The organism is Bradyrhizobium monzae (assembly GCF_021458635.1).
GTDB lineage: Bacteria > Pseudomonadota > Alphaproteobacteria > Rhizobiales > Xanthobacteraceae > Bradyrhizobium.
In genome coordinates this window covers 295410-315289 of record NZ_JAIRDQ010000001.1, presented here as the reverse complement: position 1 = coordinate 315289, position 19880 = coordinate 295410, and the positions used below count along the sequence as shown (strand labels likewise).

The 19880-nt window shown below is 64.7% G+C and carries 17 protein-coding genes and 3 tRNA genes; 12 read left to right on the top strand and 8 right to left on the bottom strand.

Going from position 1 to position 19880, the window contains the following annotated elements:
* Nucleotides 1-186: 186 nt before the first annotated feature.
* The 3 genes from K3F49_RS01655 (at nucleotide 187) to K3F49_RS01645 (ending at nucleotide 2582) form a co-directional block, all read left to right on the top strand.
* Nucleotides 187-930, top strand: a complete 744-nt coding sequence (locus K3F49_RS01655; RefSeq protein ID WP_234679021.1) for a class I SAM-dependent methyltransferase — start codon at nucleotides 187-189, stop codon at nucleotides 928-930.
* A gap of 359 nt (nucleotides 931-1289) precedes the next feature.
* On the top strand, nucleotides 1290-1997 hold the full coding sequence (locus K3F49_RS01650) for a class I SAM-dependent methyltransferase (RefSeq protein WP_234679020.1): 708 nt from the start codon (nucleotides 1290-1292) through the stop codon (nucleotides 1995-1997).
* A gap of 165 nt (nucleotides 1998-2162) precedes the next feature.
* The gene (locus K3F49_RS01645) at nucleotides 2163-2582 is read left to right on the top strand and encodes a GFA family protein (RefSeq protein ID WP_234679019.1); all 420 of its coding nucleotides are present in this window, start codon (nucleotides 2163-2165) and stop codon (nucleotides 2580-2582) included.
* A gap of 18 nt (nucleotides 2583-2600) precedes the next feature.
* On the opposite strand, the gene K3F49_RS01640 is transcribed toward K3F49_RS01645, so the two are convergent.
* Nucleotides 2601-2675: transfer RNA gene (locus K3F49_RS01640), tRNA-Thr, on the bottom strand.
* A 167-nt stretch (nucleotides 2676-2842) separates the two neighbouring features.
* A complete protein-coding gene (locus K3F49_RS01635; RefSeq protein ID WP_234679018.1) occupies nucleotides 2843-3283 on the bottom strand; it encodes a hypothetical protein in 441 nt (146 codons plus the stop codon).
* A 300-nt stretch (nucleotides 3284-3583) separates the two neighbouring features.
* On the opposite strand from K3F49_RS01635, the gene K3F49_RS01630 reads away from it, so the two are divergent.
* Nucleotides 3584-4069 (top strand): hypothetical protein, encoded by a 486-nt coding sequence (locus K3F49_RS01630; RefSeq protein ID WP_234679017.1) that lies wholly within the window; start codon nucleotides 3584-3586, stop codon nucleotides 4067-4069.
* A gap of 44 nt (nucleotides 4070-4113) precedes the next feature.
* Nucleotides 4114-4590, top strand: a complete 477-nt coding sequence (locus K3F49_RS01625) for a hypothetical protein (protein WP_234679016.1) — start codon at nucleotides 4114-4116, stop codon at nucleotides 4588-4590.
* Between the two features lie 118 nt (nucleotides 4591-4708).
* Here the strand turns inward: K3F49_RS01625 and rlmB are convergent, their stop codons facing one another.
* The gene (rlmB, locus tag K3F49_RS01620) at nucleotides 4709-5539 is read right to left on the bottom strand and encodes a 23S rRNA (guanosine(2251)-2'-O)-methyltransferase RlmB (RefSeq protein WP_234679015.1); all 831 of its coding nucleotides are present in this window, start codon (nucleotides 5537-5539) and stop codon (nucleotides 4709-4711) included.
* Nucleotides 5540-5746: 207 nt separating this feature from the next.
* On the opposite strand from rlmB, the gene K3F49_RS01615 reads away from it, so the two are divergent.
* A tRNA-Tyr gene (locus tag K3F49_RS01615) sits at nucleotides 5747-5832 on the top strand.
* A gap of 105 nt (nucleotides 5833-5937) precedes the next feature.
* Here the strand turns inward: K3F49_RS01615 and K3F49_RS01610 are convergent.
* The 3 genes from K3F49_RS01610 to K3F49_RS01600 form a co-directional block, all read right to left on the bottom strand.
* Nucleotides 5938-6969, bottom strand: coding sequence for an LLM class flavin-dependent oxidoreductase (locus K3F49_RS01610; RefSeq protein WP_234679014.1), 1032 nt, complete (start codon nucleotides 6967-6969; stop codon nucleotides 5938-5940).
* 203 nt (nucleotides 6970-7172) lie between these two features.
* Nucleotides 7173-9230, bottom strand: coding sequence for an ATP-dependent helicase (locus K3F49_RS01605; protein ID WP_234679013.1), 2058 nt, complete (start codon nucleotides 9228-9230; stop codon nucleotides 7173-7175).
* Between the two features lie 167 nt (nucleotides 9231-9397).
* Nucleotides 9398-9784: a YciI family protein gene (locus K3F49_RS01600; RefSeq protein ID WP_234679012.1), complete on the bottom strand. Its 387-nt coding sequence runs from the start codon at nucleotides 9782-9784 to the stop codon at nucleotides 9398-9400.
* Nucleotides 9785-9988: 204 nt separating this feature from the next.
* Here K3F49_RS01600 and K3F49_RS01595 point away from each other — a divergent pair, with 204 nt between their 5' ends.
* Nucleotides 9989-10174 (top strand): hypothetical protein, encoded by a 186-nt coding sequence (locus K3F49_RS01595; protein ID WP_234679011.1) that lies wholly within the window; start codon nucleotides 9989-9991, stop codon nucleotides 10172-10174.
* 390 nt (nucleotides 10175-10564) lie between these two features.
* Nucleotides 10565-10638, top strand: a tRNA-Gly gene (locus K3F49_RS01590).
* An 18-nt stretch (nucleotides 10639-10656) separates the two neighbouring features.
* Here K3F49_RS01590 and K3F49_RS01585 read toward each other — a convergent pair.
* Both K3F49_RS01585 and K3F49_RS01580 read right to left on the bottom strand, forming a co-directional pair.
* Complete coding sequence (locus tag K3F49_RS01585; protein ID WP_234679010.1) at nucleotides 10657-12024, bottom strand: carbohydrate porin; 1368 nt, start codon at nucleotides 12022-12024, stop codon at nucleotides 10657-10659.
* 16 nt (nucleotides 12025-12040) lie between these two features.
* Nucleotides 12041-14416, bottom strand: a complete 2376-nt coding sequence (locus K3F49_RS01580; RefSeq protein WP_234679009.1) for a glucose/quinate/shikimate family membrane-bound PQQ-dependent dehydrogenase — start codon at nucleotides 14414-14416, stop codon at nucleotides 12041-12043.
* Nucleotides 14417-14658: 242 nt separating this feature from the next.
* Between K3F49_RS01580 and xylB the strand changes: the two genes are divergently transcribed.
* From xylB to K3F49_RS01560, 4 genes are all read left to right on the top strand, one after another.
* Entirely contained in the window at nucleotides 14659-16104 is a 1446-nt protein-coding gene (xylB, locus tag K3F49_RS01575; RefSeq protein ID WP_234679008.1) for a xylulokinase, read from the top strand.
* Between the two features lie 126 nt (nucleotides 16105-16230).
* Nucleotides 16231-17754, top strand: a complete 1524-nt coding sequence (locus K3F49_RS01570; RefSeq protein ID WP_234679007.1) for a sugar ABC transporter ATP-binding protein — start codon at nucleotides 16231-16233, stop codon at nucleotides 17752-17754.
* Nucleotides 17747-18787, top strand: coding sequence for an ABC transporter permease subunit (locus K3F49_RS01565; protein ID WP_234679006.1), 1041 nt, complete (start codon nucleotides 17747-17749; stop codon nucleotides 18785-18787). Before K3F49_RS01570 ends, K3F49_RS01565 begins: the two co-directional genes overlap by 8 nt.
* A 131-nt stretch (nucleotides 18788-18918) precedes the next feature.
* Nucleotides 18919-19866 carry an ABC transporter substrate-binding protein gene (locus K3F49_RS01560; protein WP_234679005.1) on the top strand — a complete coding sequence of 316 codons (948 nt, stop codon included), beginning with the start codon at nucleotides 18919-18921 and terminating at the stop codon, nucleotides 19864-19866.
* The last annotated feature ends 14 nt before the right edge of the window (nucleotides 19867-19880 follow it).

Sequence of the window (19880 nt, the reverse complement as noted above, 5' to 3'; positions counted from 1 at the left end):
TCGCGAAAAGGAAGACCGTCGCGACGACGGCCGCCACCGCTCCGGCGATGATCTTGGCGTTATCTCGGTTGCTGAAGGAAGGCATGCGACGCGCATGCTACCTCATGTTGAACTGTGATCCAATCTGTGATCAGTAGCCGTCCCCGCGGACGCAAGCGGCCAACATCCATTCGCGAAGGTTACGCCATGAGCGATGACGTCAGTGACGGCTGGGCCACTTCCGCGCTCGCATGGATCGTCGAGCAGGGCGATCACGGTGATTTTGGTCGCCGCTTCGTGCTGGATGCACCGATGCGCGCGCGCGTCGAGGGGCGCGGCTTCCGCAATGCGCTCGATGTCGGCTGCGGGGAGGGGCGGTTCTGTCGCATCATGCAGCGCGCCGGCATCCGCACCACCGGCATCGATCCCACCGAAGCGTTGCTGGCGCGCGCTCGGGAATTGGACCCACAGGGTGATTATCGGCTCGGCCGTGCCGAGACGATGGAGGTCGAAGCGGAGTTCGACCTGGTCGTCAGCTATCTCAGCCTGATCGACATGCCCGATCTCGTCGCGGCGATCGCGAAGATGACGGTCGCACTGCGGCCGGGCGGGACTCTGCTGATCGCCAACCTGACGAGCTTCAACACCGCAGGCCAGCCCGACGGCTGGACGTGCGACGGCGAAGGCGGCGCACGCTTCTCGATTGATCACTACATGGAGGAGCGGGCGATCTGGGTGAGCTGGAATGGCATCCGGCTGCAGAACTGGCATCGTCCGCTCAGCACCTACATGACGCTGTTGCTCAATTGCGGCCTCCAGTTGCGCCTGTTCGCCGAACCGGAGCCCTCAGGCGGCGATCCCGACAGAATTGCGCGTCATCGTCGCGTGCCCTTCTTCCACATCATGGAGTGGCAGAAGCCGGACCAAGCTCAGACCGCGAGTTTAGCCTGAATGAATCGTGTGACCCGATCGACCGCATCTGGCGTCATCGGGTCGGTGTCGGAGAAATCAAAGCCGTGGGCCTTGCCCGGATAGGGCACGAATTCCGTCTCGGCGCCGACCGACTTGGCGATCGCGAGCGGGGCTTGCGCAAGCGCCTCGTCCTTCGAGACGACCGCTCTGCGGTCTCCTCAGGATGAGGCTAAGCGGCATTTTGCCTTTTGAAATTGCTGCCGCGCACTCCGTCCTCATCCTGAGGGCCCGCCAGAGGCGGGCGTCTCGAAGGATGGCCGCAAAGAACAGCCTCCAAATGCGATAGCCCTGCCCCTATATTGCGCGTGCGACGGAATCTTGACGCGAGTCTCCATCCGATGATCTCCCATCGTCCCTCCGTGCTTGCTCATGAGCGGTTCGTTGCCGACCGCGCGAATTTTGCCGGCCTCGATCTTGCCGCGCGCTTCGCGCGGATTCAGCGGACCAATCTATGGGGAGCTGCGACCTCGGTCTCGGGCCTCGGCTCGGAGGATCGCGCCACCGCTGCTATCCGCGAGACGCTGCCCGGCCTGTTGCAGCAGCTTGGCGCGCGTTCGCTGCTCGATGCGCCCTGTGGCGATGCCGGCTGGATCGGCAGCATCAAGCTCGAGGTCGATTATACCGGCATCGACATCGTGCCGTCGCTGATCGCGGCCAACATCGCGCGCGTGGCGCGCGGTGATGTGCACGGCCGCTTTCTGGTCGCCGACATCACGCGCGATTCCCTGCCGGGTTGCGACGTCATCCTGTGCCGCGACTGTCTCGTGCATCTGAGCTTCCGGAACATCGCGCGCGCCATCGCTCGCTTTCGCGCAAGCGGTGCGCAATTCCTGCTGGTGACGACGTTTCCGGAGTGGGACAACAATCGCGATTGCGAGGACGGCGACTGGCGCGCGCTCGACATGACCAAGGCGCCGTTCCACTGGCCGGCCCCGCGCGAGCTGATCGATGAGCGCTGCGAAGAAGGCGGTGGCGGCTGGCGCGACAAGAGCCTCGGGCTCTGGCGGCTGGATGAGTTGCCTGAAGCCGATGCAGAGTTCGTCTGACAGCCCGCTCGGCCATCATCGCCGCGACGTGCGATGCGGCAGGACCAGCATAGCATGCCCGTCACGCGTTCTCCGACAATGCATCCGATTGCGCAGGAGGCCGTGCAAAATTCGGCGGACAAAACCGCCCGGACATCGAAGCAATAAGCGCAAGGAGTATAGTCGATGATCGATGCCAGATGCAGTTGTGGCGCCATCGTAGTTTCGCTTCCGGGACCGACCAATCGGGTCGCCGCCTGTCACTGTATCGAATGCCAGCGACGGACCGGCGCGCCATTTGGCGTCGGCGCCTTTTATCCGGCCGATTCCGTCACGATCTCAGGGACGGCGAAGGAATATGCTCGTCCTGCCGAGAGCGGCGGCACGATCCGCTGCTATTTTTGTCCTGATTGCGGCTCGACCGTTTATTGGAAGGCCGACAATCTGCCGGCGATGATCGGCGTCGCCGTCGGCGCGATTGCGGACCCGAATTTCCCGGCGCCGGTCAAATCGGTCTTCGAGCGGTCGAAGCATGTCTGGGTGGAGATCACCGGCGCAGGCGTCGAGCACCTCCAGCAAGGCAGTATACGGAAGACCTCGAGCTGACGAACGCGAGATCGAACGTGGTGCCGGCTGAGGGGATTGAACCCCCGACCTTCGGTTTACAAAACCGCTGCTCTACCGCTGAGCTAAGCCGGCCACTTTGCGAGGAGCCCACGCGGGTTCCGGCTGGCGCCGGCGCATCCGCTTGTGCGCGGTCGCAATACCAGACTTGCCCGGGAAGTGCCAGAACCTGGCGGCGGCGTTCGCCGGCATGAAACAGGCGGCCCTTGGGGCCGCCTGAACCATTTCGCCTGACGGTGGGTCTACTGGCAGAGGTGCTGCCGGCCGTCTCCGCCCTTGAACCAGGTGCCGGGCCTGCACACGATGCCGTTGCGGGCTGCGTAGGCGTCCCAATTGCCGTACCAGCCGGGGCCGCCGCGGTCGTAGCTCGCATAGGAATTGCCCCAGCCCTGGGTCGGTGCGGCGGCGACCGCTGCCGCGGTGCCGACGGCGGCGCCGGCGACTGCGCCCGCTGTGTCAAGCGGCCAGAAGCCCGACTGATCATTCACCTGCTGACGGGCCATGTGCCGATGCCGATAGGCGCGATTGGTGGTCGGACTGGTGGCGCCAAGATTCTGGCAATTGGGATCCTGGAAGAGACCCGTGCAGCGGGCCGAATTGTCGGCCGTGGCTTGCGCGAAGGCCGGTGTTGCCAGCGTGGTCGCGACGATCGCGGCCAAGCCCAGAAGCTTCAGGCTCGTCATGGCGCTTTCTCCATGTTGTTGAGACCTGTGCTAAGTGCGGCATTCGGCAGTCGTTCCGCAGTTTCTCGGATGCGAGGTCACATCGACGTGAGCCCGCACAGGATGCGAAGTTCATACCGCGCAACCCGGTGCGCCCGCGCCCGTGTGAGGGGGGCCGTTAACGGTTCGCTAGTGCGCCCGGCAGCATTTGAGCCGCTATCGACCCTTGTGCGTTAGGCTTACCGGCATTTGGTGAGGGAGCCTTAACCCTCTATCCGTCGTGATCGGATAGGTTGCGGGCTGGACAACCGGGATCCTTCCATGCGCGCATCCGCGCTTGCAGCCTTTCTGATCGGACTGCCCGCAACGGCCTTTGCCGGCGGCGGTTTCGATATCGTGGTGCCCGGCCGTCCCGGCGTTCCCATCGTCATCAACAATATCGATGCGTCCTACAGCGTCGTCGAAGGTGTCTGGGGCCTGGGCAAGAACCTTCAGGTCCAGCCCACGATCTATGGCGGGCGCTACATGGCCGAGCGGCAGCCATCCTATGTCGGTCATTATTATCCGAGCATGGGCTTGCAGCCCGGCTACGGCCGCCTCGAGGTCGAGCCGCCCGCGAACCGCAAATTGCCAAAACCCGCCGAGAGCTTTCACGAGAGCTGGGGAGCGTCGTCCGCGCCGCTGCCGCCGCAGATGGACGTGCCCGTCAATCCGCCGCCGGTGATCCTCGCGCCCGAGATCAATGATCGTCCGCGGCCTCCGCGACTGCGGCCGCGTGCAGCAATGCCCGGCAAGCCACCGGGTTAAGAAACGTCAGAATCCAACAAGACGGAATTCAACAGGAGAGAGTAATGCGTCAGATGATTTCGGGACTGGTCGCGGCGGCTGCCGTGATGTTTGTGGGTGCTGCGCCCGCCATGGCCTGCGGCTTCAATCCGTGCCAGCCGGCGCCGGTCTTTTCCGGCTGCAACACCGGCTGCGGCGGTTACGGCTACGGATATGGCGCCTATGAGCGCCTCGCCGAGCCGACCTCGCAGTATTACTACGTCAACCAGGGCCCGACCTACACCGGCCCGGGTGCCTTCGCACCGACGCCGACCTACCAGGAAGACGCGGTCGTCGCGCCCGCCAATTATGGCTACGGCTATGGCTATCGCGCAGCTGCCTATCCCTATAACCGCCCGTACTACCGTCCGTATCGCTACGGCTACGGCCCGCGCTACGGCTACCTGCCGCGCACGCATTACGGCTACGGTCCGCGCTATGGCTACGCCCATCGCTACGCGCCGTATTACGGCGGCCATCGCGTGCTGCGCCGCTATTACTGATCTCTGATCGGTTGAGCCAGATGAAACGCCCGGCCTCACGGCCGGGCGTTTTGCTTTGCTGCTTCTTTTCTTGACGCGTTTTCTTGACGCGAACCGGTATCCACTTCGCTCGAAAACGCTATCTCTTCATCAGCCCGAGCCGGCTCGCGCCGACATACAGCGAGAGCACGGCGGCATTGGAGACGTTGAGGCTCTTGATCTCGCCGGGCATGTCGAGCCGCGCCACGACGCTGCAGGTCTCGCGGGTCAATTGCCGCAGACCCTTGCCTTCGGCGCCCAGCACTAGCGCCAGCGGCTCGCGCAGCGTGACGTCCGAGAGGTCCTCGCTGCCTTCGCTGTCGAGGCCGACGGTCAGGAAGCCGATTTCGTTCAAAATGGCCAGGGCACGCGCGAGATTTTGCACGGTGACCATCGGCACCAGTTCCAGCGCACCTGAGGCGGCTTTCGCGAGCACGCCGGTCGCTTCCGGACTGTGGCGCGCGGTGGTGACGATCGCCTTCACCGCGAACGCCGCCGCCGAGCGCAGGATGGCGCCGACATTGTGCGGATCGGTGATCTGGTCGAGCACCAGCACCATGCCTTCCTGCTTCAGGTCCTCGATGTCGGGCGAGGGCAGGGGATCGGCTTCGGCGAGCAGGCCCTGATGCACGGCGTCGGGCGACAGCAGGCGGTCGATGTCCTGCGGCCGGACGATCTCGGGCGCGATGCGGGTATCGATGTTTTCGTCCGCCAGCCGCCGTGCGGCGTTCTCGGTCAGCGTCAGTTTGCGGATCTGCCGCTGCGGGTTGGCGAGCGCCATGGTGACGGAGTGCCAGCCATAGAGGATGACGGGTCCGTCGGGTCCCGAATCGCGCTCGCGCCGGGCCGGCCGGCCGGCCGATTTCCCGGGCCTGTTGAAGGGCTTAGACCCGCTCCGGGGGCCCTTGGGGATGAATTTTCGATCCTTCATGGGCTCGCTTGTGTCACGGGTCCCGGAATATGGCAATTTGGGTGGCTTCGTGGGCGATTTTAGCTGTTCGCCTCGGTTGACTTTGCCCCACCGCTTCGCCCATAAACGCGCCCGGTCGCGCCCCCATCCGGGCTGTCGCGGCCTTCACGTTCCATGGCCGTCTTCGGTCGCCGGCAAAGGTCCGGCCCGATTGTGCTGCCGTCGAGCGGGGGAGTGTCCCGAGTGGCAAAGGGAGCTGACTGTAAATCAGCCGCCTTATGGCTTCGCAGGTTCGAGTCCTGCCTCCCCCACCATGCTTCGCCCTGACGGGCTACGCATGGCGCAGCCGAGCGTAGCCCGTCAGGACGAAGCGTGTCCGGCGTAGCTTGAGCGCAGCGAGAGCGAAGACGGACCAAGCCCTAACCCACCATTTCTCTGACCATCGGCACCACCTTGCGCCCGTAGAGCTCGATACTCTTCATCAGCTTCTCGTGCGGCAACGGCCCCGCCGAATATTTCAGCTGAAACCGCCCGATGCCAAGCGCTTTCGCCGTCTTGGCGATCTTGCGCGCCACCGTTTCCGGCGAGCCGACATAGAGCGAGCCGTGCTCGGCCTCGCTGACGAACTCGTCGCGGCCCATCGGGGGCCAGCCGCGCTCACGGCCGATGCGGTCGCGCATCGCCTTGTAGTCCGGCCAGAGCTCCTCGCGCGCCTGTTGGTCGGTTTCGGCGACGTAGCCGGGCGAGTGCACGCCGATCGGCTGCGCGGGGCGGCCGAATTCCTTGAAAGCGCGGTGATAGAGATCGACGTAGGGCGCGAAGCGTTCGGGATCGCCGCCGATGATGGCGAGCATCAGGGGCAGGTCGTAATGGGCGGCGCGCACCACGGATTGTGGGCTGCCGCCGACACCGATCCAGGTTTTGAGCTGACCCTTCTCGACCTGCGGATAGACCAGCTGGTCCTTCAGTGGCGGACGCAGCTTGCCTTCCCAGCTCACCGGCTTCTGCGAGAGCAGCGCGGCGAACAGATCGAGCTTCTCCTCGAACAGCTCCTCGTATTTGCGCAGGTCGAAGCCGAACAGCGGAAAGGATTCGGTAAACGATCCGCGGCCGAGGATCACCTCGGCGCGGCCATTGGAGAGCGCATCCAGCGTGGCGAAGCGCTGAAACACGCGGATCGGATCGTCCGAGCTCAGCACCGTCACGGCGGAGCCGAGATGAATGCGCTTGGTGCGCGATGCGATCGCGGCGAGCACGGTTTCGGGCGACGAGATCGCAAAATCAGAACGGTGATGCTCGCCGAGCCCGATGAAGTCTATGCCGAGCTCGTCCGCCAGCACCGCTTCGTCGACGACGTTGCGGATCACCTGCGCATGCGGAAGCATGCTGCCTGTTGCGTCCCTGGTGACGTCGCCAAAGGTATCCAGTCCGAATTCGAGCGGTGCGGTCATCGATCAGGTCTCTGTGGGGAGGATCGACCAGATTTAATGGACGGCGGCCAGGTCACAAGGCGGCTTTCGGAAATGCTCGGTTTCCGTTTGTGTGTCCTATTTGGAGATGCGCACGACCATCTTTCCGAGCGCCGCGCGCGTCTGCATCGTCCTGAAGGCCTCGATTATCCTGACAGGTCCCGAGCGAGGCGAGGCTCTCGTGTCTACCGCCACATCCCCCGCATCCGGGCGCCGATGTCGACCTTCGGTCCCTGTGCGCCGGTGCGCGCCGCGCCCGCGGCGGCCTTCGGCCAGGCGGCGCGCTCGAACAGATAGACCAATTGCTCCGGGATGAAGCGGGTGCGCGAGGCGTAGACGTGGCGGTCGCCCTTGGCTTGCTGGCCGTGGACGAAGAAGCGTTGCGGCGCCACGAGGTGCAGGTCGTCCTTGGCGCGCGTCATCGCGACATAGAGCAGGCGGCGCTCCTCCTCGAGCTCGGCGCTGGTGCCGGCGCCGAGGTCGGAGGGCATGCAGCCGTCGACGACGTTGAGCACGAACACCGATTTCCATTCCTGGCCCTTGGCGGAGTGGATGGTGGAGAGGATCAGATAGTCCTCGTCGCGCAAAGGCGGCCCGGATTTGTCGCTGGTCGCATCCGGCGGATCGAGCGTGAGCTCGGTCAGGAATTTTTCGCGCGATGAATAGCCGCTCGCGATCTGCTCGAGCTGCATCAGATCGGCGCGGCGCGTCTCGGAGTCCTCGTGGCTGCGGTCGAGATGCGGCTCGTACCACAGACGCACGCGCTCGAGATCGGCCGGCCATTCCGAGTAGCGCAAATTTTCGACGGTGCGGACGAAGGCGGTCCAGTCCGCGCCGGTGCGCGGCGGCACCGGAAGCTGGCCGAGCGCGTGCATCGGGTCCATGCTTTCGGCCATCTGGTCGAGCACGCGCTGGGCGGTGGCGGGCCCGATGCCCGGCAGCAGATGCAGGATGCGAAAACCGGCGACGCGGTCGCGTGGGTTCTCGGCGAAGCGCAGCAGCGCCAGCACGTCCTTGACATGCGCGGCGTCGAGGAATTTCAGTCCGCCGAACTTGACGAAGGGGATGTTGCGGCGGGTCAGCTCGATTTCGAGCGGGCCGGAATGCGAGGAGGTGCGGAACAGCACCGCCTGGTGCTTGAGCAGCGCGCCTTGCTCGCGATTGGCCAGCACCTGCTCGACGATGTAGCGGGCCTGGTCGGCCTCGTCATGGACGGTGACGAGCTGCGGCTTCTGCGCGGAGGTCCGGTCGGTCCAGAGGTTCTTGGTGAAGCGCTCGCGCGCAAGGCCGATGACGCCGTTGGCCGCCGCCAGCACCGGCTGCGTCGAGCGATAGTTGCGGTCGAGCGTGATCATCTCCGCGCGCGGCGAGAAGCTTTGCGGAAAATCCAGGATGTTGCGCACGGTCGCGGCGCGGAACGAATAGATCGACTGCGCGTCGTCGCCGACGACGGTGAGCCCGCGCCCATCGGGCTTCAGCGCCAGCAGGATCGAGGATTGCAGGCGGTTGGTGTCCTGATATTCGTCGACCAGCACGTGATCGAAACGGCCGCCGATCTCGTCTGCGATCAGCGCATCGCTCATCATCTGCGACCAGTAGAGCAGCAAATCGTCGTAATCGAGCACGTGCTGGGCCTGCTTGGCCTCGACGTAAGCGGCGAACAGCCCCTTCAGTTCGGCGGCCCAACCAGCGCACCAGGGATAATGCGCCCCGAGCACCTTCTCGATCTCCATCTCGGCATTGACGCAGCGCGAGTAGATCGACAGGCAGGTGCCCTTGGCCGGAAAGCGGCTCTCCGTCTTCGACAACCCGCGTTCGTGCCGGACGAGGTTCATCAGGTCGGCGGAATCCTCGCGGTCATGGATGGTGAAGGCGGGATCGAGGCCGATCCGCTCGGCATATTCGCGCAGCAGCCGCGCGCCGATGCCGTGGAAGGTCCCGGCCCAGGTGAGCGCGTCGCGCATGATCGCGGCGTTGTTCTCGCCCAGCACTTTTCGCGAGATGCGCTCGACGCGGCCGGCCATCTCCGCGGCGGCGCGGCGGGAAAAGGTCATCAGCAGGATGCGGCGCGGATCGGCACCGGCGACGATCAGATGCGCGACGCGATGGGCGAGCGTATTGGTCTTGCCAGAGCCGGCGCCGGCAATGACGAGCAGGGGAGCGCCCACGGTCGCGCCATCGGCCACGCCATGCTCTACGGCGCGGCGCTGCTCCGCATTGAGCGTGTCCAGATAGGTTGTCACGAATCGCCCCGGTGAAGCCTGCAGAATCAACGATCCCCGGCCGAATCGCAATGTGGCTGGACGCAACTCGCCCAAGGATTTAGGGGAGGGGGAGAGTTCGAGTTCCATTCCGCCGCCGCCGTATGGATACGGCGACAGACAGCAAGACCTGACGGCGCCGCGGCCCGTCACCGCTTGGTCGCTGTCGCGCCGAACCCATCGGCAGGCACGTAAAGCTTGACCGGACGGATCTCGTAAACCGCACTCGGATTGACCTCGCGCAGCTTTCGTGCCGCCGCGATCGCCTCGTCATCCGTGTCGTATTCGACGAGGTGGAAGCCCAGAAGCTGCTCCTTGGTTTCGGCGAACGGGCCGTCCAGCACGATGCCGGCGCCGGGGCCACGCAAGGTGCGCGCCTTTTGGGTGTCATCCAGGCGGGCGGCCGGCCCAAGGTGTCCGCTGGCCCTCAGGGGCGCCTGAACCTCCATGACCTTGGCGACGACCGCCGCGTCGTCCGCCGGCGACCACGACAAAATCTCGTCTTCCACATGGTAAGCCAGGATCGCGTAAAGCATCTTCACCTCGTTTGTTTTTGGGCGCGCAGCCCGAAGCAAATATGGTCGCCGCCGATACCGACAACGGCCGACCTTAAAGTATTGCGTCGCGGCGTGTGCGACGAAACGGTCCTGAAACCCGATTGCCGCGGTGCAGAGTGAACGCCGTCCGGAGAAGGGGCGACTGATGGCCACAACAACAGTTGAGGCTCATCGGAGGCGGCAATGTCGGGTCAGACCATCAAGATCATCTGCGACGCGCGGCGGGATGGGAAGTCCGAACCTGCTGATCTGCACGACCAGGCCGGTCATCACCGTTATTACGGCAGCTCGGTCGAGAGTGGCGGCGAGCGCATTGTCGAGAGCCGCCGTGGCAAACGCCCGTCCTTGCTCGCCAACTTCGGCTTCTGAGCCGCACTGAGCGAAATAGTGCGCGCCCATGTGCGTCCTGCAAAATCCCAAAAAGAAAAGGCGCGGCGGGGAGACCCGTCGCGCCCGATTTCTTGCTCGCTGGTCCAGGGCTGAGAGCGCCCCGATGCCAAGCCTCTATTCAAAGCTTAGCGGGCGATCCCAGCGAGGTGACAGCGCTTGGTAAAAGACACTGGATCACCTCCTTTCGTTGATTGCGGGAGATCTCAATATAGGTCGGAAGCTCGCTGCTGTTAAGGGGCCGCGGCGAGGGGCGGAACCGGGCCTGTGCGCAAGGACGGGAAGCAAGGACCGGAAAGCCGGTGAAAGCGATCCCAAGGTCAGTTAGTGGCAGTTGAGACCGCCGCCCGGCCGTGTTAGGGAGCCGGTGTCGCGGGTGTAGCTCAATGGTAGAGCAGCAGCCTTCCAAGCTGAATACGAGGGTTCGATTCCCTTCACCCGCTCCAACCTGCCTCAGCCCAATCTCAGAAATTCGCGACCGTCTTCAGCCCGAACACCAATGCGTTCGGATTGGCTGATGTGCCGCCGGGGTCGATCACATACTGGATGTTCGGCCGCATCTGCAGGCCGGCGAGCGGCCGGTAGGTGTAGTAGAACTCCATGCTGTACTCGTTGCTCCGGACCGCGACCGGACCGAGGCCGGCCAGGTTCTGCAACTCTTCGGACCAGGCGACGCGGCTGTTGACGTGGGTGGTGCCGACCGCAAATCCGATGTCGTCCTCGGGGCGGAACTGGAATGGGCCGGTATAGGTCAGACCACCGGCGATTTGATAATCGGTGGTTGCGGTTCGCCGGTCGGCCATGGTTGCATTCAGAAAGAGGCTCAGTGTCCCCGCGGAATCGGCGCGTGCGGGGTGGATGACCTGCTGAAGGAAATTGACGTAGAGGCCGTAACGCCCGCGGCTCTGCAGCAGCGGCTGTCCGCTGAGGACGGCCGGGTTGCCGTTGATGTCGGTGACTACATCGGGCGCGGTCGATGTGTCGTACCAGCCGCCGAACTTGTAGCTGCCCTGCAAATTGCCGAACTTCGGCAACCATCCAAGCTCTGCCGGGATCAGCAGACCCGTGGATCCTGAATAGAACACCGGGAGCGCCGATTGCGCCACCTTCAGGTAATTGGGATTGGCGTCAAATACGCCGAACTGAAAATAGCCAAAGCCCTGCAGATTGAACTTCAGCCTGGAGGCCCATTGGCTGACCGGCCAGTTGTAGATGTAATTGCCGACGAGGTTGCCGGGCTGCGCGCCGCAGAATGTCAGGTTCTGGAAGTCGCAGGCGAACGCTGCGAAGTCCTCGCCGAACGTGATCCGTCCGATTTTCCAGTCGACCGCGCCGTCGATGAATTTCTGGTCGTACCAGAATTGCGTGAGCCGCAGCGTCTGGCCGCGTCCGAACACTTCCTGCACCTGTTGCAGCGTGCCGAGGCGCGCGTCATCGCTCAAACTGCTGCCGTTGCGGTCGGTCCATGTGACCTGGACCGTGCCGCCCGGCACGACGCCCAGCTTGGTCAGATCGAATGTCGTGCCAAAGGTCCATTGATCGGCGTAGGCGACCTGACGCCGATCACCGCCCGTCGCATTGCCGGCGATCTCGCTGGTGTAGCCAAACTGGAATTCGATGCCTGCATTCAACAGCCGGGTTCTCGCGCCGTCCCAGTCGCCGAACAGCCAGGGGACCGGCGCCACCGCCGCCGGACTGGTCAAACCTCCGGGAATCGCGAGATCGGCGGCACGAGCGGCATGGCTGCCGAGACAGGCAACCACCGCCGAGAAGCTCAACCAAAAACAGAACGTCGCCGGGGACGTCGCTCGCTCACCGGAGGATGCCATCATGACGACGCTCCCGGGTTCAATCCTTCAAGGCGTAGGCGATGACGTAATCACCGCGCTTGGTGCCGAACGAGCCGTGGCCGCCGGCCGCGGTGACGACATATTGCTTGCCGTCGACCTCGTAGCTCATCGGCGTCGATTGGGCGCCGGCCGGCAGGCGGTCTTCCCATATCACCTTGCCGTCGCGCACGTCGTAAGCCCGGATCGTGTACTCATAGGTTCCGGTGTAGAAGGCGACCCCGCCGGCGGTCGTGATCGGCCCACCCAGCATCGGCACGCCCATCTTGAAGGGAAGGGGCAGCGGCGTGGTGTCCCTGATCGTGCCGTTGGGATGCTGCCAGACGATCTTCATCGTTTTCAGATCGATCGCGGCCATCGAGCCCCATGGCGGCCGGTAGCACGGCACGGAGAGCGGCGAGAGGAAGCTCCAGATATCCACCCCGAACGGTGTGCCATACATCGGCTGCGTCCCGACCTCGCTGCCGACCGGCTTCTCGGCCGTCGGCGCGGGGGGATTCTGCGGGCCGCGCGGAATGAGCCTCGAGGCAAACGGCAGCGACATCGGATTGGCGATGGCGATCTGTCTCACCGGATCGACCGCGATGCCGCCCCATTCGAACATCCCGAGATTGCCAGGGAAGACCAGCGTGCCCTGCAACGACGGCGGCGTGAACGTGCCCTCGTAATGCAGCCGGTGGAACATGATCCGGCACAGCAGCTGGTCGAAGATCGTGCCGCCCCACATATCCGCGCCGGTCAGCTTCGCCTCGGGGCGGAATGTCAGCTCGGAGAACGGCTGGGTCGGCGCGGTGCGGTCGCCAGGCGCGGCGCCTTGCGGGACGGTGCGTTCCGGCGCCGGCACGATCAGCTCGCCGGTCCTGCGATCGAGCACGAAGATGTTGCCCACCTTGGTCGGCTGAATGATCGCGGGAACGACGCCCTTGGCCGTGGTCACATCGACCAGGCTCGGTTGCGAGGGAACGTCCATGTCCCAGAGGTCGTGATGCACCGTCTGGTACGACCAGGCGCGCTTGCCGGTGTTGACGTCGAGCGCAACGATCGAACTGGAATAGCGCTCGACCAGCGCGTTGCGATTGCCGCCCCAGATGTCGGGCCCGTTGTTGCCGGTGGGGATGTAGACCAGGTTCAATTTCGGATCGAACGAGGCCGCGATCCACGAATTCGGCGAACCGTTGGTGTAGTGACGTGTCGGCGACGGCAGCTCATTCTCGTCCGCCGCGCCGGAGTCCCAGACCCAGACCAGCTTGCCGGTGTAGACGTCGAAGCCGCGGATCACGCCCGACGGCACTTCGACCGCATAATTGTCGATCACCGCGGCGGCGACGACCAGGATCTTGTCGCTGACAACAGGCGGTGACGTCGGCTCGAAGAAGCCCGCCGTCTTGATCCCCATGCCTTGTTGGAGATCGAGGCTGCCATGATCGCCAAAACCCTCACACAGCTTGCCGGTGTCGGCATCGAGCGCGATCATGCGCCCGTCATTGACGGGCAGGAAGATCCGCCGGGGGCATTCGGCGGGCGCGGGACTGCCGCTGCTGTCGACGGCACCCGCCGCGGTTTCGTGGTAGGAGACCCCGCGGCAGGTCATGTGCTGGAACGTCTTGTTGAACACCAGCTTGGGATCGTATCGCCAGCGTTCCTTGCCGGTCTTTGCGTCGAGCGCAAACAGCACCTGGTGCTGGGAGCAGAGATAGAGCGTGTCGCGCACCTTGATCGGCGTGACCTCGAAGGTGGTCTCGCCGGAATCCTCCGGCGTGGGCACGTCGCCGGTGCGGAAGGTCCAGGCAACCTGAAGCTTGCCGATCGTGTCAGGCGTGATCTGCTTCAGCGGCGAATAGCGCTGTCCGAATTGCGTGCGTCCATACGCGCGCCAATCGGCATCGGGCTGAGGATCGGCTTCGCTTTGCGGCACGGTAGCGCCGGACGCGGCGATCGTGCCGTTGATGTCGTGATAGCTCGACAGAAGCGCGATGACGAGGACGACGGAACAAGCGGCTACGCCGATCCAGAGCGGCAGCGTCGCGCTTCGGTAGGATACCGGCTCGTCTCGCAGCAGCCCGCGAACGATCACCGGCGTCAATAGCCAGAGTGCCATGGGGACGACGATGTCGCCGCGCGACGCGAGCGGCCACCAGTCGAATTGCACCTCGGAGATGGCCCACGCCAACGTGCCGACCAGCACGATCGCAAACAGCCACAGCGCCGAACGGCGCTGTGCCAGCAACAGCGCGCCGGTGGCGATAATGCCGACGCCGAGAACAACATAGAAAATGGATCCGCCCAGTGCGGCGAGCCAGAGGCCGCCTCCAGCAAGGACCAAGCCGATCAAGGCGTAGATAAGACCCGTGATAAAGACTGCCCTGGATCGCTGCATGGCTGCTCCGGCGCCTGGAGGGGATCGCGCCGGTGCAGCGCAAGCGCAACAGACGACGTCCACTTTCCAGGACTGTGGTCCAATCAACCAGAACTCGCAACCGTCAACCGCTGCATTCATGTAACACCTGCGCGCAAAGTTGCGACGCACTAGGCTGCGGACGCAAAGTTCATTTAAATGCGCGCGTCATGTTTGGCGGCGCGTGTCCGTAGTCGCCGCTAACCTCGGGAACCATATCCGCCATGTATCTCGGCATCGATCTCGGCACCTCGGCGGTCAAGACCGTTCTCGTCGACGGCGCGCAGCGCGTGATCGCGAGCGAGAGTCGGGCCTTGACGATTGCCTCGCCGCAGCCTGGCTATTTCGAGCAGGATCCCGCGCAGTGGCTCGCGGCGACCTTCGCCACGCTGGACGCCTTGAAGGCATCGCACGGAAAAGAGCTGGCGGCCGTCGAAGGCATCGGGCTCTCCGGCCAGATGCATGGCGCCACGCTGCTTGACGCGAGCGAAAAGCCATTGCGGCCTTGCATCCTCTGGAACGACGGACGCTCCGCCGCGGAGTGCCGCATCCTGGAGCAGCGCTGGCCGGCCTTGCGCTCGATCACCGGCAACAAGGCGATGCCCGGATTCACGGCGCCGAAACTGCTCTGGATCGCCAGGCACGAGCCCGGGATTTTCGTGGCGACGACACGCGTCCTGATGCCGAAGGCCTATCTGCGGCTGGTGCTATCGGGCGAGGCGATCGAGGACGTCTCGGACGCGTCGGGATCGCTGTGGCTCGACGCGGCGCGCCGGGACTGGTCGGATGCGGCGCTGGCCGCGACAGGCCTGTCGCGCACGCACATGCCGCGCCTGGTCGAGGGGTGCGCACCCGCAGCCACATTGCGCAGCGAACTGGCGCAGCGCTGGGGCATGGCGAGGTGCCCGATGATCGCGGGCGGCGCCGGCGACAATCCGGCGGGTGCCATCGGCATCGGCGCAATCCGCCCCGGAACCGCATTCGTCTCGCTGGGAACCTCGGGCGCCTTGCTGGCCCCGACCAGCCACATCGCCGCCAATCCGGACCGCGTGGTCCACACGTTCTGCCATGCGATCCCTGGAATGTGGATTCAGGCCGGCGCGATCCTGTCGGCGGCCTCGTGTCTGGCCTGGGCCGCGCGGCTGTTCGGCGTCACCGAAACCGAGCTGCTGGCGCCGCTGGGCGCGCGCCCGCAGGGGCCGTCTCCCGTGAGCTTCCTGCCTTATCTCGCCGGCGAGCGGACACCGCATGACGACCCCGTCGTGCGCGGCATGCTCGATGGCTTGAGTCATGGCTCCGACCGCGCTGCGATCGTGCAGGCCGTGCTCGAGGGCGTCGGCTTCGCGCTCGCCGATTGCCGGGATGCGCTCGGCGATGCCGGCATTGCGGTGACGGAGGCCGATGTCATCGGCGGCGGTTCGCGGTCCCGGTTCTGGCTGTCGGTGCTGGCCAATGTTCTCGATGTCCCGATCCATCGCTTTGCCGACGGTGAAACCGGCGCGGCGTTCGGTGCGGCGAGATTGGGGCGGCTTGCTGTCACGGGCGAGGCAATCGAAACCGTCTGCACGCCTCCGCAACGCGTCGAGACCTTCGAACCCGATCGCGCGCTGGTCGAATCCTATGCCGAACGGCTTCCCGCCTGGCGCCAGCTGTATCGGCCGCGCAATTAGCATCGCTTTGGTTGCGCATTTCTGCCTGTTCGCTGTTGCCCTGCGCGACGGCCTTTTGTTTAATGGCTGAACCGCGCCTGGAAAACGAGATGCGGACAGGAAACGCATTGTGTGCCGGGAGGCACGATGAACGATCCGATCCTCGAGATGCGGGGAGTTTCAAAATCCTTCTTCGGCATCAAGGCGCTGCGCACGGTCGACCTGACCGTCTACGCCGGCGAGATCCATGCCTTGATGGGCGAGAACGGCGCCGGCAAATCGACCCTGATGAAAATCCTGTCGGGTGCCTACCGGCCCGATCCCGGCGGCGAGATCCGGATCGAGGGCAAGCCGGCGCGCATCGAAGGCCCGCTTGGCGGCCGTGCCGCAGGCATCTCGATCATCTATCAGGAACTGTCTTTGGCCCCCAATCTGAGCGTTGCGGAGAATATTTATCTCGGCCGCGAGCTCTCACGTTCAGGTTTGCTGGCACGTGGTGCCATGCGCGAAGGCGTCGGCCCGATCCTGGAGCGGCTGGGGGCGGACTTCCTGCCGTCGACGCTGGTCGCGCATCTCTCCATGGGCCAGCGCCAGCTGGTCGAGATCGCGCGTGCGCTGCACGCGCGCTCGAAAATCCTGATCATGGACGAGCCGACCACCGCGCTGTCAGCCGGCGAAAGCGATCGGCTGTTTGCGCTGATCCGTCAGCTCCGTGCCGAGGGGCTTGCCATCATCTACATCTCGCACCGAATGGACGAGGTCTATGCGCTCGGTGACCGCGTCACCGTGCTGCGCGACGGCCGCCTGGTCGGCTCGCTCGACAAGCAGGACATCCGCGCCGACGCCATCGTTCGCATGATGGTCGGGCGCGACGTCTCGTCCTTCTACAAGAAAGATCACGATCCCGAGGCCGGGAAAGGGCACCCCGTGCTCAGCGCTTTCGACATGGCCGACGGGTTGCGCGTCAAGGGCTGCTCGCTCACCGTGCATGCGGGCGAGGTGGTCGGGCTTGCCGGCCTGATCGGCGCCGGGCGCACCGAGCTTGCGCATCTCATCATCGGCGCGGCGCCGAGAATTTCGGGCCGTCTCGAACTCGAAGGCCAGCCGATCGACATCCGCACGCCCGGCGAAGCGCTCGAGGCCGGCATCGCCTACCTGACGGAAGACAGGAAGGCGCTCGGCCTGTTTCTGGACATGTCGTGTCTGGACAACATCAATCTCGCCGTGCTCGGGCGCGATGCCAAGTTCGGCTGCTTCCTGGATCGCGACAAGGCGCGCGAGCGTGCCGACAGGGCCTTCACCGGACTCAGCATCCGCGCCGCCAATGTCGGCGTCCCCGCCGGTGGCCTCTCCGGCGGCAACCAGCAGAAGGTGCTGTTGTCGCGGCTTCTCGCCATCGCGCCAAAGGTCCTGATCCTCGACGAGCCGACGCGCGGCGTCGACGTCGGCGCCAAGTCCGAGATTTATTCGATCATCGACAATCTTGCCAAGGCCGGTACCGCGATCCTCGTCATCTCGTCCGATCTCCCTGAAATCATCGGCATCTGCGATCGCGTCATCGTGATGCGGTCGGGACATGTCGCGGGCGAGGTCAGGCGCACCGAGACGGCGCCATTAACCCAGGAAGACATCATGGCCCTCGCCACGGGGACGGAGCATCTCGATGCCTGACAACGGATCGACGCAGGCGAAGGCCGCCACGGCAAACGGCCTTGCCGCCGCGCAGGAGACCAAGCGCCAGCGCATCAGGCTTCTGATCCGCGCCGCCGGCATGCTGCCGGTGCTGCTGCTGCTCTGCGCCGGCTTTCATTATCTGTCGGACGGCCGTTTCTTCACCGGACAGAATCTCGGCATCGTCCTGCAGCAGGCGGCCGTCAACACCGTGCTTGCTGCCGGCATGACTTTCGTCATCCTGACTGGCGGCATCGATCTCTCGGTCGGCTCGATCCTGGCGGCGTCGGCAATGGCTGGCCTGACGATTTCCAAACTGCCCGAGCTTGACGCGCTGTGGCTGCCGGTCGCCGTTCTCACCGGGCTCGGCTTCGGCGTCATCAATGGTGCACTCATCGCGCTGTTGCGCCTGCCGCCCTTCATCGTCACGCTGGGCTCGCTCACGGCCGTGCGCGGCCTGGCGCGGCTGCTCGGCGCCGACACCACGGTGTTCAATCCGTCGATTCCCTACGCCTTCATCGGCAACGGCTCGCTGACGCTCGTGCCCGGCGTGGCGTCGATCCCATGGCTCTCGGTGATCGCGCTGCTCGTCATCCTGGTCTCGTGGCTGGTGCTGCGCCGGACCGTGCTCGGCGTGCATATCTATGCGGTGGGCGGCAATGAGAGCGCGGCGCGGCTGGCCGGCATCAAGGTCTGGGCCGTCGTGATCTTCGTCTATGGCGTGTCGGGATTGCTGGCGGGGTTGGGCGGCGCCATGCAGGCGGCGCGGCTCTACGCGGCCAACGGTCTGCAGCTCGGGCAAAGCTACGAGCTCGACGCCATCACCGCCGTCATTCTCGGCGGCACGTCCTTTGTCGGTGGCATCGGCTCGATCTGGGGGACGCTGGTCGGCGCGCTGATCATCGCCGTGCTCTCGAATGGCCTGATCCTCACTGGCGTCTCCGACATCTGGCAATATGTGATCAAGGGTCTGGTGATCATTGGCGCCGTGGCGCTGGATCGCTATCGGCTGCAAGGCTCTGCCAGAACCTGAAAAGGCTCTGAAAAGGCTCTGCCAGAACCTGAAGGCTTCGCGCGCACCTGAATGCGCGCCGTGTGATGCGAAATTCCGCTACGGCAACTGGTCTGCCGTGCCGGATTAAGGACAGACCAGGGAGGAAGCCAATGTTGAAGATGACCATGCTCGCCGGCGCCGCGATGGCGCTTGCCCTGACCACCGCGCCGTCTTCTGCCAAGGAGCTCAAGTCGATCGGCGTTTCGCTCGGGTCGATGGGCAACCCGTTCTTCGTCGCGCTGTCGAAGGGCGCCGAATTCGAGGCCAAGAAGACCAATCCCAATGTGAAGATCACCACCGTCGGTTTCGAATACGACCTCGGCAAGCAGGTCACCCAGATCGACAATTTCATTGCCGCTGGCGTCGACCTGATCCTGTTGAACCCCGGTGATCCCAAGGCGATCGGGCCGGCGATCAAGAAGGCGCAGGCGGCGGGTATCGTCGTCGTCGCGGTCGACACCGCGGCCGAAGGTGCCGATGCGACGGTGACAACCAACAACGTCCAGGCCGGCGAGATTTCCTGCCAGTACATCGTCGACAAGCTCGGCGGCAAGGGCGACGTCATCATCGAGAACGGGCCGCAGGTCTCCGCCGTGATCGACCGCGTCACCGGCTGCAAGAACGTCTTCGCGAAGAATGCGGGGATCAAGGTGCTGTCCAGCGACCAGGACGCGAAGGGATCGCGCGAGGGTGGCCTCACCGTCGCGCAGGGTTATCTCACCCGCTTCCCCAAGATCGACGCCATCTTCGCCATCAATGACCCGCAGGCGATCGGCACCGACCTTGCGGCACGCCAGCAGAACCGCAGCGGCATCATCATCACCGCGGTCGACGGCGCGCCGGATATCGAAGCCGCGCTGAAGGATCCGGCATCGCCGCAGATCCAGGCGTCAGCGTCGCAGGATCCGTTCTTCATGGCGCGCCGCGCCGTGCAGGTCGGTGTCGGCATTCTCGGTGGGCAGAAGCCGGCCTCGACCGTCGAGCTGCTGCCGTCGAAGCTCGTGACCCGGGACAATATCAAGGATTACAAGGGCTGGACGTCGGACCGTTCGCAGTAATATTTCGCAATTTT

What these genes read in the sequence shown, in the direction of transcription:
- K3F49_RS01630 (WP_234679017.1), top strand. Translation starts at nt 3,584, where the DNA reads ATGCGCGCATCCGCGCTTGCAGCCTTTCTGATCGGACTGCCCGCAACG.
- K3F49_RS01625 (WP_234679016.1), top strand. Translation starts at nt 4,114, where the DNA reads ATGCGTCAGATGATTTCGGGACTGGTCGCGGCGGCTGCCGTGATGTTT.
- K3F49_RS01565 (WP_234679006.1), top strand. Translation starts at nt 17,747, where the DNA reads ATGCCTGACAACGGATCGACGCAGGCGAAGGCCGCCACGGCAAACGGC.
- rlmB (WP_234679015.1), bottom strand. Translation starts at nt 5,539, where the DNA reads ATGAAGGATCGAAAATTCATCCCCAAGGGCCCCCGGAGCGGGTCTAAG.
- K3F49_RS01655 (WP_234679021.1), top strand. Translation starts at nt 187, where the DNA reads ATGAGCGATGACGTCAGTGACGGCTGGGCCACTTCCGCGCTCGCATGG.
- K3F49_RS01610 (WP_234679014.1), bottom strand. Translation starts at nt 6,969, where the DNA reads ATGACCGCACCGCTCGAATTCGGACTGGATACCTTTGGCGACGTCACC.
- K3F49_RS01570 (WP_234679007.1), top strand. Translation starts at nt 16,231, where the DNA reads ATGAACGATCCGATCCTCGAGATGCGGGGAGTTTCAAAATCCTTCTTC.
- K3F49_RS01600 (WP_234679012.1), bottom strand. Translation starts at nt 9,784, where the DNA reads ATGCTTTACGCGATCCTGGCTTACCATGTGGAAGACGAGATTTTGTCG.
- K3F49_RS01580 (WP_234679009.1), bottom strand. Translation starts at nt 14,416, where the DNA reads ATGCAGCGATCCAGGGCAGTCTTTATCACGGGTCTTATCTACGCCTTG.
- K3F49_RS01650 (WP_234679020.1), top strand. Translation starts at nt 1,290, where the DNA reads ATGATCTCCCATCGTCCCTCCGTGCTTGCTCATGAGCGGTTCGTTGCC.
- K3F49_RS01645 (WP_234679019.1), top strand. Translation starts at nt 2,163, where the DNA reads ATGATCGATGCCAGATGCAGTTGTGGCGCCATCGTAGTTTCGCTTCCG.
- K3F49_RS01635 (WP_234679018.1), bottom strand. Translation starts at nt 3,283, where the DNA reads ATGACGAGCCTGAAGCTTCTGGGCTTGGCCGCGATCGTCGCGACCACG.
- xylB (WP_234679008.1), top strand. Translation starts at nt 14,659, where the DNA reads ATGTATCTCGGCATCGATCTCGGCACCTCGGCGGTCAAGACCGTTCTC.
- K3F49_RS01560 (WP_234679005.1), top strand. Translation starts at nt 18,919, where the DNA reads ATGTTGAAGATGACCATGCTCGCCGGCGCCGCGATGGCGCTTGCCCTG.
- K3F49_RS01595 (WP_234679011.1), top strand. Translation starts at nt 9,989, where the DNA reads ATGTCGGGTCAGACCATCAAGATCATCTGCGACGCGCGGCGGGATGGG.
- K3F49_RS01585 (WP_234679010.1), bottom strand. Translation starts at nt 12,024, where the DNA reads ATGATGGCATCCTCCGGTGAGCGAGCGACGTCCCCGGCGACGTTCTGT.